10 protein-coding genes are annotated in these 13,088 nt (G+C 39.7%); 8 read left to right on the top strand and 2 right to left on the bottom strand.

Annotated elements, in window-relative coordinates; translation table 11 throughout:
• Positions 1–218 precede the first annotated feature (218 nt).
• The gene (locus tag WAA20_RS14560; RefSeq protein ID WP_073388187.1) at positions 219–1,580 is read left to right on the top strand and encodes an MATE family efflux transporter; all 1,362 of its coding nucleotides are present in this window, start codon (positions 219–221) and stop codon (positions 1,578–1,580) included.
• Positions 1,581–1,689: 109 nt separating this feature from the next.
• Here WAA20_RS14560 and WAA20_RS14555 read toward each other — a convergent pair whose 3' ends face one another.
• The gene (locus WAA20_RS14555) at positions 1,690–3,402 is read right to left on the bottom strand and encodes a von Willebrand factor type A domain-containing protein (protein ID WP_073388189.1); all 1,713 of its coding nucleotides are present in this window, start codon (positions 3,400–3,402) and stop codon (positions 1,690–1,692) included.
• Positions 3,403–3,631: 229 nt separating this feature from the next.
• On the opposite strand from WAA20_RS14555, the gene WAA20_RS14550 reads away from it, so the two are divergent.
• From WAA20_RS14550 to WAA20_RS14535, 4 genes are all read left to right on the top strand, one after another.
• Positions 3,632–5,065 carry a GGDEF domain-containing protein gene (locus WAA20_RS14550; RefSeq protein ID WP_073388191.1) on the top strand — a complete coding sequence of 478 codons (1,434 nt, stop codon included), beginning with the start codon at positions 3,632–3,634 and terminating at the stop codon, positions 5,063–5,065.
• A 114-nt stretch (positions 5,066–5,179) separates the two neighbouring features.
• Complete coding sequence (locus tag WAA20_RS14545) at positions 5,180–5,944, top strand: IclR family transcriptional regulator (protein WP_073388211.1); 765 nt, start codon at positions 5,180–5,182, stop codon at positions 5,942–5,944.
• A gap of 227 nt (positions 5,945–6,171) precedes the next feature.
• On the top strand, positions 6,172–6,813 hold the full coding sequence (locus WAA20_RS14540) for a bifunctional 4-hydroxy-2-oxoglutarate aldolase/2-dehydro-3-deoxy-phosphogluconate aldolase (RefSeq protein ID WP_073388193.1): 642 nt from the start codon (positions 6,172–6,174) through the stop codon (positions 6,811–6,813).
• Between the two features lie 81 nt (positions 6,814–6,894).
• Positions 6,895–7,998 (top strand): sugar kinase, encoded by a 1,104-nt coding sequence (locus WAA20_RS14535; protein WP_073388195.1) that lies wholly within the window; start codon positions 6,895–6,897, stop codon positions 7,996–7,998.
• A 246-nt stretch (positions 7,999–8,244) separates the two neighbouring features.
• On the opposite strand, the gene WAA20_RS14530 is transcribed toward WAA20_RS14535, so the two are convergent.
• Positions 8,245–9,600, bottom strand: a complete 1,356-nt coding sequence (locus WAA20_RS14530; protein ID WP_338801370.1) for an ISL3 family transposase — start codon at positions 9,598–9,600, stop codon at positions 8,245–8,247.
• Between the two features lie 281 nt (positions 9,601–9,881).
• On the opposite strand from WAA20_RS14530, the gene WAA20_RS14525 reads away from it, so the two are divergent.
• The 3 genes from WAA20_RS14525 (at position 9,882) to WAA20_RS14515 (ending at position 12,918) form a co-directional block, all read left to right on the top strand.
• Positions 9,882–11,012 carry an AI-2E family transporter gene (locus WAA20_RS14525; RefSeq protein ID WP_073389382.1) on the top strand — a complete coding sequence of 377 codons (1,131 nt, stop codon included), beginning with the start codon at positions 9,882–9,884 and terminating at the stop codon, positions 11,010–11,012.
• A gap of 78 nt (positions 11,013–11,090) precedes the next feature.
• The gene (locus WAA20_RS14520; RefSeq protein ID WP_073389383.1) at positions 11,091–11,882 is read left to right on the top strand and encodes a GGDEF domain-containing protein; all 792 of its coding nucleotides are present in this window, start codon (positions 11,091–11,093) and stop codon (positions 11,880–11,882) included.
• Complete coding sequence (locus WAA20_RS14515) at positions 11,815–12,918, top strand: M15 family metallopeptidase (RefSeq protein ID WP_139263824.1); 1,104 nt, start codon at positions 11,815–11,817, stop codon at positions 12,916–12,918. The genes WAA20_RS14520 and WAA20_RS14515 overlap by 68 nt, the downstream gene beginning before the upstream one ends.
• The last annotated feature ends 170 nt before the right edge of the window (positions 12,919–13,088 follow it).

The raw sequence follows: 13,088 nt of genomic DNA, 5'->3' as shown, positions 1-13,088 counted from the left end.
GTACTTCTTCGCGACAGATGAAAGGCAGATACTTGATAGATTTTAACGTCTATGCAATTTACGGTGAATACCCGATCATACCTTGATTTAAAGCCGGATTTGGCATAAAATCTATACTCGTACGTTTAAAAATAATATAATGAAGTAGGTACAAAATTATCTTTTGATTCTACGTCATTTAATTTATATTCCTGTAGGCTATTTAAGAGGAATCTGTAATGAAAAAGACATCAGATAATGCAATAACAGAAGGCGTGATATGGAAAGAAATGCTCAGATATTTCTTTCCCCTTTTATTTGGAACTTTTTTTCAGCAATTATATAACACAGTAGATGCAGTCATTGTGGGAAGATTTGTGGGATCTACAGCTCTTGCTGCTGTAGGCGGATCTTCTTCAATGATCGTTAATCTTTTTGTGGGCTTTTTTACAGGACTTGCATCAGGTGCAACCGTTATAATAGCCCAGTATTATGGAGCCAAGAGGCATGAGGATGTGAACAAGGCTGTTCATAATGCAGTAGCAGTTGCTATTGCCGGCGGCACTATATTTATGATATTGGGACTTTGGCTTGCTCCATGGGGAATTCATATCTTAAAGACCCCGTCTGAAACTGTTGAAATGTCTATTCTATATCTTAGGATCTACTTTATAGGAATGATCCCAAATCTCATGTACAACATGGGAGCCGGCATTTTAAGGGCTGTGGGAGATTCAAGAAGACCTCTTCTTGTTCTGATACTTGCAACCTTCTGTAATATCGTATTCGATGTTATCCTGGTGCTGGGGCTTGGCCTTGGAGTTGCAGGAGTAGCTGTTGCAACTATCCTGTGCCAGACCATAAGCGGACTTTATATTCTGTATATACTTACTCATCTTGAAGCTTCTTATAAGCTTAATCTAACAAAGATTGCCTTTGATAACGGAATTCTTTTAAAAACTCTCCATATAGGTCTTCCGGCTGGATTTCAGTCAACTATGTATACCTTATCTAATCTCGTTATCCAGGCTGCTATAAACTCATTTGGAAAAGATGCAGTATCCGGCTGGGCAGCTTATGGCAAGATAGATGTCCTTTTGTGGATGATAACAGGATCTTTGGGAATATCCGTTACAACCTTTGTAGGACAGAACTACGGCGCAGGTAAATATGACAGAGTAAGGCAATCAGTAAGGCAGGGCTTTGTTATAACAGCCTTTTTTACCATTGCCTTGTCTGCATTTATGTATTTCTTCAGGATACCTTTGTTATCTCTTTTCACAACAGAAGAAGGAGTTCTTCATTTTGGTGATGTCATGATGTGTGCAATGGTTCCTTATTACATTCTTTATATAAGTATTGAGATGTGCTCCGGAGCACTAAGAGGTATGGGTGAAGCCATAATTCCTACGTTCATGACACTTGTTGGCGTATGCTTTTTAAGGGTAGTATGGATCGCATTTGCACTTCCGCTTAGGAATGACATCACTACAGTTGTTTATTCATATCCGATCACGTGGACTGTAACATCGATAATGTTCCTGATATATTATTTCTTTTCATCTAATAAAAAACTTAACAGACCAGCTAAGATCAGCTGATAAAAAGAGAGTAGACCTTAAAGCCTACTCTCTTTTAATTCTATGTACCGACTACAGGATGTAGTTAAGTACATGTTTAGAAGTTCATGGATGAACTTCTATGTACCATTTATTGAAGTTTCTGAAGCAGTGTTACAAATTCTGTCTTATAAGGATCGCTTCCTGCTGATGAGCCTGCTCTGGCTGTTGCATTTTCAAGACTTGCATTTTCTGCATTTGAGCTATTTGATATAATGAGTGCGCTTTCAACTACAGCTGCTGCAAAGTTGAAGGATGCTGAGTTATCACCTGCTGATGGGCTTATAGCAAAACTGAGTTCAACAGATTTTTCGTCGCTTGAATTCTTGCCTTCAGGCTTTTTATAGCGAATGGAAAGAGCAAGGAGTTCATCTGAATCTGCGGCTTCTGTTGTCTTGGCACCATCCTGATATCTAAGGTTTGAAGATGCACCTTCGCCGTTTGCAAACACGAGTTCGTATACAACTGTTACATCCTGGCCTGCACCAACTTCGCCGCCGTCCTTGGTATCATCTTCAAAATCCTGAGCTGCCATTGTTCTGTTTTCATATCCGATAAGTCTGTATTCGCTGATCTGGTTAGGATTGAACTCTACCTGGAATTTAACGTCTTTAGCTACAGTTATTGTTGTTTCTGCAAGCTTATCGCAAAGAACTCTGTTTGCTTCTTCAAGGCAGTCGATATAGAAGTAGTTGCCGTTACCTGCATCTGCGATTGCTTCCATGTTTGTATCTGAATAGTTACCTGTACCAAATCCAAGAACTGTAAGGTATACGCCGGATTCTTTCTCCTGAGTGATAAGATCTGTAAGTTCTGTGGCTGTTGTAAGTCCAAGGTTCATATCTCCATCAGATGCGATGATAACACGGTTGTTGCCGCCTTCGATGAAGTATTTGTTGGCTATTTCATAAGCTGCTGTGATTCCGCCAGAACCATTAGTGCATCCGCCATATCCGATGCAGCTGTCATATGCTGCGGCAAGAGCTTCTTTTATCTTGCCCTTATCAGCTGAGCCTTCGATAAGCGTTTCAGATGTACCTGAATAAGTTACAACTGACACAGTATCACCATCTGAAAGAGTTTCGAGAAAGGCTTCAAAAGATGATTTTACAAGACCTATTTTTTCCTCTTCAGGATAAGACATGGAACCGGATGTATCGATAAGGAATACGAAGTTTGTTCCGTTATTTTCTACCTTAGACTCATTGGCTTTGATGTTCATGACAAGAAGTCCGTTATCTGTATTCCATGGGCAGATTCCGGTTTCATAGGTTACGCTGAAGGCTTCCGCCTGTTCAGGTGTAAGATTAACAGCGACAGTGTTTAAGCTGTCATAATCAAAGTAGTTGAGCATTTCCTCAACCCTGATGGATCCGTGAGGGATGGAATCGAGTGTATAACCGCTGTTGACCATTCTTCTGAAGTTTGTATAGGATGCTGTATCTACATCTGCTCCAAAAGTTGAAAGAGGGCTTACAGCAACCTGTGTAAAAGCATTTTCATCTTCTGCAGTATATTCTTCTGTGTTCATAGAGATGTCAGGTTCTGAATAAGTAGTATCGTATGCTTCGTCACAAGATTCTCCTGCAGTTTCAAATGTAGCGCATTCATAATCTGCACACGGATCATCATTGGTTGTTGCACTTGGTACAGGGGCAGCAGTATTGATCTGTGAATTTGAGCCTTGATAAAAATCAGATTGTGATGCTGTTTCTCCTTTGCCGGTTGCTCTGCTTCCTCCGCAGCCTGCAAGAACTGTTGCACAAGTTACAAGTGATAGGGTTTTTACTAATGATCTTTTCATAATTATCCTCCGTCTTGATTTGTTTATTATTTTTTAAATATCAGTTTCATTATTTCGTTTTTGAGGTCTTTTTAACCCCTTGTACCTATATAGACGGAGCCGTAATTTAATACGTCACACTTTTTTAAAAAAAATTTTCTTCGTGTTTACTTATTTTTGGTCTCGGCCGATAATATATAGGAATGATCTTTAGAAAAGGAACAATGTCTCGATTCGAAAGGAAAGAGAAGTGTCTGAATTTGATGAAAATCTGAGACTATCATCAAGACTGGTACAGGAGCTATATCATAAGTATGCTTTTAATATGTATGATGATATGCCCTATGGCTACGCCATCATGAAAGTCATCGAAGCAGATGACGACAATGGCGAGGCTTTCTTTATCTATGCCAATTCTGAATTCTTATCCATGACAGATAATGAGGATATTGATATAAAGGGAAAATCCTACAGGGAAGTTATGGGCGGCCTTAGCATAAGTGTTTATAGAAACCTTTGTAAAGCTGCTTATCATAAGGAGAAGTCTATATTCTTTGAAAATATCAATAGTGGTGGCTCATGGTTTGACGTAATGACCTTTCCATCTATCCAGAATGGATACTGTGCTATGGCCCTGTTTGATTCTTTCGCTTTTGACAGCAATTTCATAGAAAATGAAGATCTTGCAGAGGCAGACCGTGTGATCGTTAAGATCGCAAAGATGATCCATTCTTCGGAGGATGATTTTGATATCAATGTACACAGAGCCTTAAGGTTCCTGGGTGATTGTCTTAAATGTGAAAAGACCTATATCCTTGAATTTTTCCATGGGCAGCCTCTTATAAGATATGAGTGGCAAAAGGATGAGAACTTTGACGAAGAAGAGTATGCTCCAGAAGTGATCATGGAGAGGATTCAGTATATAGAACCCTGGATCAGGGAAAATCATATCTTTATCGTGGAAGATATCGATAATGTGGCAGATAAAAATGAACCTGTTTACAAGGTCATGCGCACAAAGGGTATCAGATCCATGATCATGGTGCCTTACTATGTAGATAACAGCATAGTAGGATACCTTATCATTGATAATTATAAAGAAAAAAATATCTGTACCATCAAGTATCTTGTGGAAATTACAGCAATCACGTTTTTCTCAGAGATTCATTCAAGACGCCTTGTTGAAAAACTGACCTTCATGGGAATCCATGACCAGCTTACTAATGTTAATAACAGAAATGCCTTCAATCTGCGAGTATGCGAGCTTGAAGGAATAGAAGATTGTGTAGGAATAGCATATGCTGATGTTAATGGACTTAAGATGATCAATGATGAGCTGGGCCACGATGCCGGCGATGCAAGGATCATCAAGATCGCATCCATGCTGTCCAGAGTTTTCCTTAGAAGAGATGTATTTCGAATCGGCGGAGACGAATTTGTTGTTATCGTTCCGGGTATTGGTAAAGATGAGTTTGATGAAAAGATAGCCCACCTAAAAAAGATTGCAAGACAGCTTGAAAACGAAGAGAAGATAGTAGCAAATTCAGGTATCAACATGTTCTTTTCACTGGGATATGTATGGGCGGATAATTGCTTTGAAATAAATGATCTGCTGAAAAAAGCGGATGAACTTATGTATAAGGAGAAGCAAAAGTATTATAAGGTAGTTGGTCATAGAAGATAGTTTTGTAATACGGAATTTATTTTCGGATTGTGAAAAAATCTAAAGTGTGGTAAAAAATGTATGGAAGCATTTACATTTTTTACTGCACTTTTTATATGGGAAGGAATGTTTCGTATGGAAGAGAAGAATCCAATACAGGTAGCCGACAGGCTGTTCGGAGTTGTAGAGTTCCTTGCGGAAAGAGAATCTTCAGGACTTATGGAGATAGCAACTGCACTTGAACTTAATAAAAGTACTGCTCACAGGATACTTACATCTCTGCAGTACATGGGATATGTAAGACAGACCGAGGAAGGCAAGTATGTTCTTACAATGAAAATAGTAGAATTGTCAGGCAAGGTTATGAGCCGCTTTGACATAATAGGTCTTGTCCGTCCGCATCTTAAGAGCCTTATGGAGCTTACAGGCGAGACCGTTCATTTTGTAAAAAGAGATGGTAATGAAGCCATATATATCGACAAGGTGGAAGCCCGCTCTAACACCATACAGATGGTATCGCATATTGGCAGTCGTATCCCGCTTTACTGCTCAGGTGTTGGCAAAGCTATGGCTGCTACTTTTTCACCTGATGAAGTCAGACGCATGTGGAAAGAAAGCGATATCAAGAAGCTGACCCCTAATACTATCACTGATTATCTGGATTTTGAGGATACCCTTGCAAGAATAAGGGAAGAAGGCTATGCCATAGATGATGAAGAGAATCAGCTTGGAGTAAGGTGCGTTGCGGCAGATCTGTCAGCACCGGGTAAGAGCGCTGAATATGCTCTTAGTATATCTGCCCCTGTCTCAAGAATGGATGATACCAGGCTTTTGAAGCTTGCAGATTATATGATAAAGACCAGAAATGAAATATTGGAAGCTATCAGGCCCATTCTATGAGCTTTGTTGCGGAAGCTTATTTTACCCTCTTATCTCATTTGTGATTTTTGTATGAAAGCGTTTACAAAATTCGGTAAAAATTACTACCTGGTAAGTTATTGACATAAGTTTTTCAAATACTATAATAAAAATTGTTAAAACCATTATATGAAAACGAGTTTCATAATATGAAACTTTTGTTATGAAACAACTTTCAGTCAAGATAAGTTTTTATAAGGAGAAAAAATATGAACGCAGTACTTGAACAGTTCCAGAAAATCGGAATCATCCCTGTTGTAGTCCTTGATGATGCTAAGGATGCTGAGGCACTTGGTAAGGCACTTATGGAAGGTGGTCTTCCTGCAGCAGAAGTTACATTCCGTACAGATGCAGCAGAGGAATCTATCCGCATCATGTCTGAGAAGTTCCCTGAAATGCTTGTTGGTGCAGGAACAGTCCTTACAACAGAGCAGGTTGACCGTGCTGTTGCAGCCGGCGCTAAGTTTATCGTAAGTCCCGGACTTAATCCTAAGGTTGTTAAGTACTGTATTGAGAAAAATATACCTGTAACTCCAGGAACTCAGACACCAACTGAGATGGAGCAGGCACTTGAGCTTGGGCTCGACGTAGTTAAGTTCTTCCCTGCAGAGCCTGCCGGCGGTCTTAAGATGATCAAGGCAGTCTCTGCACCCTATACAATGCTTAAGTTCATGCCTACAGGCGGAATCAGCGCAGAGAACGTAAGAGAGTATCTTGCATTTGATAAGATCCTTGCATGCGGCGGAAGCTGGATGGTTAAGAAGGATATGATCAAGAACGGTGAGTTCGATAAGATTAAGGAAATGGTTGCTGAGGCAGCTGCTATTGTAAAAGAAATTAGAGGAGTTTAAATTGCAATGCAATTTAAACTCTGGACGGGCACCCTTTGAGCGCACGTCCCCAAGATAATACATAAAGTGGGAGAAAATATCATGAAAGTAAATATGAATTTAAGACCTGCCGAAGAGTGCAAGTTTGATGCAGTATCACTTGGTGAGATCATGCTTCGTCTTGATCCGGGCGAAGGAAGAATCCGTACAGCACGTTCTTTCCGTGCATGGGAAGGCGGTGGAGAATACAACGTAATCAGAGGTCTCCACAAGTGCTTTGGTATGAACACTGCTGTTATCACAGCTTTTGCTGATAACGAAGTTGGTAAGCTCATGAAGGATTTCATCGAGCAGGGCGGTGTTGATACATCTCTTATCAACTGGAAGAAGACAGACGGAATCGGACGTCTTTGCAGAAACGGAATCAACTTCACAGAAAGAGGATTTGGTATCCGCGGAGCAGTAGGATGCTCAGACCGTGCTAATACAGCAATCTCACAGGCAACACCTGAAGATTTCGATTTCGATTATATCTTTGGAACACTTGGTGTAAGATGGCTCCACACAGGCGGTATCTATGCTGCACTTTCAGAGCAGTCATGTAAGACAGTAATCGAAGCAATCAAGACAGCTAAGAAGTATGGCACTATCGTATCTTACGACCTTAACTATCGTCCTTCCATGTGGAGCGCTATCGGCGGTCTTGAGAAGGCACAGGAAGTTAATAAGGAGATCGCTAAGTATGTTGACGTTATGATCGGTAACGAAGAAGACTTCACAGCATGCCTTGGCTTCAAGATCGAAGGCAATGATGAGAATCTTAAGAGCCTTAACATTGAAGGCTACAAGAAGATGATCAACGAAGCTGCCAAGACATATCCTAACTTCAAGGTTGTTGCTACAACACTTCGTACAGTTAAGACAGCTACAGTTAATGACTGGAAGGCTATGTGCTGGGCAGATGGAGAGATCTTCATGTCCAAAGAGTATCCGGGTCTTGAGATCATGGATCGTGTAGGCGGTGGTGACTCATTTGCATCAGGTCTTGTTTATGGCCTTATGACAACAGAAGATCCTGAAGCTGCTGTTAATTACGGTGCAGCACACGGCGCACTTGCAATGACAACACCTGGTGATACATCTATGGCTTCTAAAGATGAAGTAGAAGGTATCATGGGCGGAGCAGGAGCTCGTGTTAAGAGATAAAGTGACATAGAAATACATCCATGTATTTCTGAACATGTACGAACTACTTCCTGTAGTAAGTACATAGAAATGCATCCATGCATTTCTGAACATGTACAAACTACTTCCTGTAGTTTGTATACTTTAAAATACTTAAGGAAAAAGTCGGAGGGATAACCTTTGACTTTTTCTTTTATTATCCGATATATTTGGCTCTTTAGGGGTGATGGTGGGTAAAACTCCACATAACCCCAGTAAATATACTGATTATGCACTTCGCGCTTTTCGGTTGGGAAGTGGAATCCTCAAATCCGAGCATACCAGATAAACCATATCCAGCATATTTTGGATATTACGGAAGCCATATGCCTTGCGAATAATCAGTTTTATTTTATTGTTTGTTGCTTCGATTCTTGCATTGCTCATACCGAAGCGAATTGCATTTAAAATGTGTTCACGATGACGCTTGATTTTAAGATACAGTTCCTTGAAAGCCTTAATCCTGCTATGGCTTGCCCACCAGAGCCATCGATTTAATGCTTTATCTGCTTCATCGACATCCTTTAATTTTAAGATGAGACGAAGCATTTCCTTCATTCGATATGCTCTGTAAAGACGATTGTTGTTTTCTGCAATCATAGTTATTCTTGTCTGTTGGTTTTCGGTAAGGTGTTCAGGAGCTTTGCCAAGTGCATATGTAGAATTCTTTATTGCATCTGCTTTGGCCCTGGCTGCATTTAGCATAGCAGACGTTGGATCATCTTCCTTCGGACGTCCTTTCTTTCTGGGATGTTCCTTGGATAGTTGCGTGAACTCAGCATATGCTTCACGCCATACATCACGCCTTACTTCATCGAGCGCCTCCATTGCCCACTGGACTACATGGAATGGATCTACGCAGCGCTCACAGTCGGGAGTGAACTCATTAACACACTCGGTGATCCATTTAGCACCATCACCGGTTACGATTTTTATAGAAGAGAGCTGTTCTGGCGTGAGCTGTTTATAGAACTGCGTTAACACGCCCTTTCCGTGCCCCTGAGCAGCCCAGACTACGGTGTTTGTTGTATCATGGTTGACGATGACTGTTATATACTTGTGTCCTTTCTTATAACTTGTTTCATCAATACCTATATTTACAAGGTTGTTTAGCCTTTTTGAACGCTCTGGCTCTATATCATTAAGTGTCCTGTTTATACAGCGGCCTACAGTTTCCCAGTCGACGCGCATATATTCAGACACAACACTTCGTGGCAGGTAAACAGCTAGCCAGCCAACTGTTAAATCAAAGTCACGAGTAAAACCGCTACCAGGATATGCCCATGGAGTATAAGCTGTTACTACCCCATGTATAGGACAGGCAACACGATGAGTCCTTGCTTCAATTTCAACAAGAACGGCACCCCAATCCAGTCCACGCCATGTCCTGGGCTGACTTGAATGTTGATCATAACGGGAACATTTCTTATGGCAATAGGGACAATAATCTTCATGCCACTTATCAGTACGAACCTGTATGCGTATGTGGTTTACACCATAATTGTCATCATAAAAGTATGCATCTTCTACAACAGCATGCTTGACATTGAGTAATTTTTTGCATAGTGTATTAGCAGAAACCATCTGTGGGTACTCCTTTGAGTTTTGGTTTGGTCGCTAATACTCTACAGGAACACAGGTGGTTTTTCAATTGTAAAAGTACATTAGAGGACTGGTATATTACCCACCATCATGCCAGAAGCCTCATATATTTTTAGAGTTTTTTTAATATGAATGATATATATTCATTTTTGATGATCTGATACTAAATAAAAGATATTCTATTAATGTAAGAGTTTTTTTATATTTGTTTCGTTGACGGGTTCTGATTTCATTGCTACGATTAATATGTAGGAGGGTTTTTTATGAAATTTGATAAAGAGTGGCTGAAACAGAACTGGGTTGCGTATTCTGTCGCTTTATGCATAGGTATCCTATTTTATGTAATGATTTCTAATATCGGTAATATCTGGGCCGGTGTTAAAGTTTTGCATAGTTTTATTTCACCTATTATAGGTGGTGCGATCATAGCATATTTACTTAATCCATTAATGGTCATGTATGAAAAATATTTGTTCAAATGGGTCAAAAACAGCATTATTAAAAGAGGACTTTCTGTATTCCTTACGTTTGTGACCTTTTTACTTGCAATAGCTATTCTTCTTATTGCTCTTATTCCTCAGATAGTTGATAGTATTGCAACTATTCTTGATAATACGGATCTATATGTTGCTACGCTTCAGGATCTTCTTGCAAAGCTTGGTACATCCGCTGACGCACTTCAGATCAATATTCACTCATTTACAGATATGGGAACAGATATGATCGTTTCTTTTACAAAGAGCATTCCTGACAATATCAATAGTATTGTTAGTGCATCTGTTAATATAGGTTCATCAATTATTACTACAATTATTGCTTTTATACTGGCAATCTATTTTTTAAGCGACAAAGAGCACATGATAGAAGGTTTCAGAAGACTTTTTTTCCTGCTCCTTTCAGACAGACAATACAAGAAATGGGCTGATTTCTGGAGCCGCTGCAATGTTATTCTTATAAGGTATATTGGTGGAGATATTTTGGATGCCATTCTTGTTGGCTTTGCAAATTTTGTTTTTATGAGTTGTTTGTCCATGCCTTATTCAGTGCTTATTTCGTTGGTAGTCGGAGTTACTAATCTTGCACCGACATTTGGTCCTATTGTAGGTGCTGTGATTGGTGCATTTATACTTGTTCTTGTGAATCCCTGGCATGCATTTTGGTTCCTTGTATTTACTATCATTCTGCAGACTCTTGACGGATATGTTATTAAGCCCAAACTTTTTGGAAACACACTTGGTATATCATCTGTTTGGATATTGATAGCCATTATCGTATTTGGAAGAATATTCGGAATCGTTGGAGTACTTTTGGCAATACCGTTTGCAGCAATCATAGATTTTACCTATAGGGAACTATTTATTGTTTGGCTTGAGAAACGAAATGGCAAGGTGTAAAATGAGTGCTATGCGTAGTGAACTGATCCAGGGTAAAAAATAATAGTCAGTGCACACATGGGGAGATGGTGATAGATCATGAGACACTATATTTATTCCTTACAATCGGAACATGATGTTGAGAAGATTACAGATGATATATATGGTCAGGATATGCTTGAATCTGCGACCTGTGTAGTTCTGCAGCTTTTTTCAGACGGAACTCATAAAGAGGTTTTGAAAAGATTGTCTGATTTTTTGATCAAAAACTATCCTGATCTGCCTGTAGACACTATTTTTGTGACGGCAAAGCCTGTAAGAGAAGGCGATAATAGTGATAAGCCAACTCTTTCAATGATGATCCTTGAGAATTCTGAAGTTACAGATATTGATAATGAAAGATTTGAGTATGTTTCAGAAGCCCAGCAGGATCCTCTTAGCGGAGTATACACCAGGACTGAGATAGAAAGAGTTTTCCAGAAATTAGTCGAGGAATCATCTGTACTTAATTCTGCAATTGCGCTTTTAGACATTGATAAGCTTGACCAGATCAATATCAGCCTTGGTCATGATGCAGGGGATTATGTAATTCGAAAAACTGCCGATATTGTAAAAGGAATACTTCGTGACAGTGATGTTGTCGGAAGATGGGAGAGTGAGAAATTCATGATCCTTCTTCGTGATGTGGACGAAGACACTACTGCAAATGTTATTGAGAGGATCAGAGAGAAGATAGATGCTGAGGAATTTGCAGATGTTCCGGATGTTACAGCTTCCTTTGGCGCTACACTTATAACTCCGGGCTTGTCCTGTGAGGAATTATTTGAAAAAGCAGACAGAGCTCTTAAACAGGCTAAAGATAATGGCCGTAACAGGTTTGAGATGCTTTGATATAGAAAGAGGTGTTATTTTGAAAAGAAAAAAACTAATACAAACAGCAGTGGCTATTGTTGGCGCTGCTATTTTTGCTGCAGCGGCTCCTATGTCTGTTGCCGGAACATTGACAACGATTGAAGCCAAGGCTGCAGCTTTTGATTACCATGTGGTATTTGACGCTACATTCTATGCAGCAGCTTATCCGGATGTTGTTGCTGCAGTTGGATCTGATGCAGAAACACTGTATCAGCACTACGTAACTAGCGGTATGCTTGAAGGAAGACAGCCTTCAGCATCTTTTAACGCTCAGATCTATATGTCCAACTACGAAGATCTTCAGGCAGTGTATGGAAATAATATAGCTGCATACGTTCAGCATTATATCCTTGTAGGAATGGGTGAAGGACGTATTGCAGATCACCTTATCGCAGGCAAGAGCCTTGTGAGCTTTGACAGCCTTGTGACTGTTCAGACAATAGATCTTTCAGCATGGAATCTTGTACTTGTAAACCATGAAAATCCCATCAGCACATCTTATGCTCCCGAAGTAACCCTTTGTGCTAATGGTGAATATATGCACAAGGATGTAACTCCTATCGTTCAGCAGATGATAGCTGATGCAAAAGCGCAGGGAATAAATCTTTATCTTGCATCAGGTTACAGAAGTGCTTCAAGACAGACATATCTTTATAATAGAAAAGTTAACTATTATAAGAGCCTTGGATATGGTCAGGAAGAAAGTGAAAAACTTGCAGCAACTGTAGTTAATCCTCCGGGACAGAGTGAACATCAGACAGGTCTTTGCATGGATATCACAGATGCTTCTTACATATCTCTTACTGAGAATCAGGAGAATACTGCAGGATATAAGTGGCTTTATGCACACTGTGCAGAGTATGGCTTTATCTTAAGATATCCTAAGGACAAAGAGAATGTTACAGGCGTTATATATGAGCCATGGCATTTCAGATATGTTGGAGTTGAAGCTGCTACAGAGATCATGTCACGTGGAATTACATTTGAAGAATATGTAGCAGAACATTCTTTGTAAAAAAGTTTTTTAGTATTAATTGTATTGGTATATAGATAATACAAAATCTTTATTTCGAGCCTTATTTTAGGCTATCTAAACATGTATGTATGAAAATCCGTAACAAAAAATATTTTTTGTTGCGGATTTTCTTTTTGTTAGACAAAAACTATGGTATACTAAAGAAGTAC

The organism is Butyrivibrio fibrisolvens (assembly GCF_037113525.1).
In the GTDB taxonomy this organism is placed as follows: Bacteria; Bacillota; Clostridia; order Lachnospirales; family Lachnospiraceae; genus Butyrivibrio; species Butyrivibrio fibrisolvens.
Note: the sequence above shows the minus strand (reverse complement) of the source record. Positions and strands in the feature narration are given on the sequence as shown.

Bases quoted from the DNA above. Each gene is read 5' to 3' on its own strand.
- WAA20_RS14555 (WP_073388189.1), bottom strand. From the start codon at position 3,402: ATGAAAAGATCATTAGTAAAAACCCTATCACTTGTAACTTGTGCAACA.
- WAA20_RS14535 (WP_073388195.1), top strand. From the start codon at position 6,895: ATGAAAGTAAATATGAATTTAAGACCTGCCGAAGAGTGCAAGTTTGAT.
- WAA20_RS14525 (WP_073389382.1), top strand. From the start codon at position 9,882: ATGAAATTTGATAAAGAGTGGCTGAAACAGAACTGGGTTGCGTATTCT.
- WAA20_RS14560 (WP_073388187.1), top strand. From the start codon at position 219: ATGAAAAAGACATCAGATAATGCAATAACAGAAGGCGTGATATGGAAA.
- WAA20_RS14520 (WP_073389383.1), top strand. From the start codon at position 11,091: ATGAGACACTATATTTATTCCTTACAATCGGAACATGATGTTGAGAAG.
- WAA20_RS14545 (WP_073388211.1), top strand. From the start codon at position 5,180: ATGGAAGAGAAGAATCCAATACAGGTAGCCGACAGGCTGTTCGGAGTT.
- WAA20_RS14540 (WP_073388193.1), top strand. From the start codon at position 6,172: ATGAACGCAGTACTTGAACAGTTCCAGAAAATCGGAATCATCCCTGTT.
- WAA20_RS14530 (WP_338801370.1), bottom strand. From the start codon at position 9,600: ATGGTTTCTGCTAATACACTATGCAAAAAATTACTCAATGTCAAGCAT.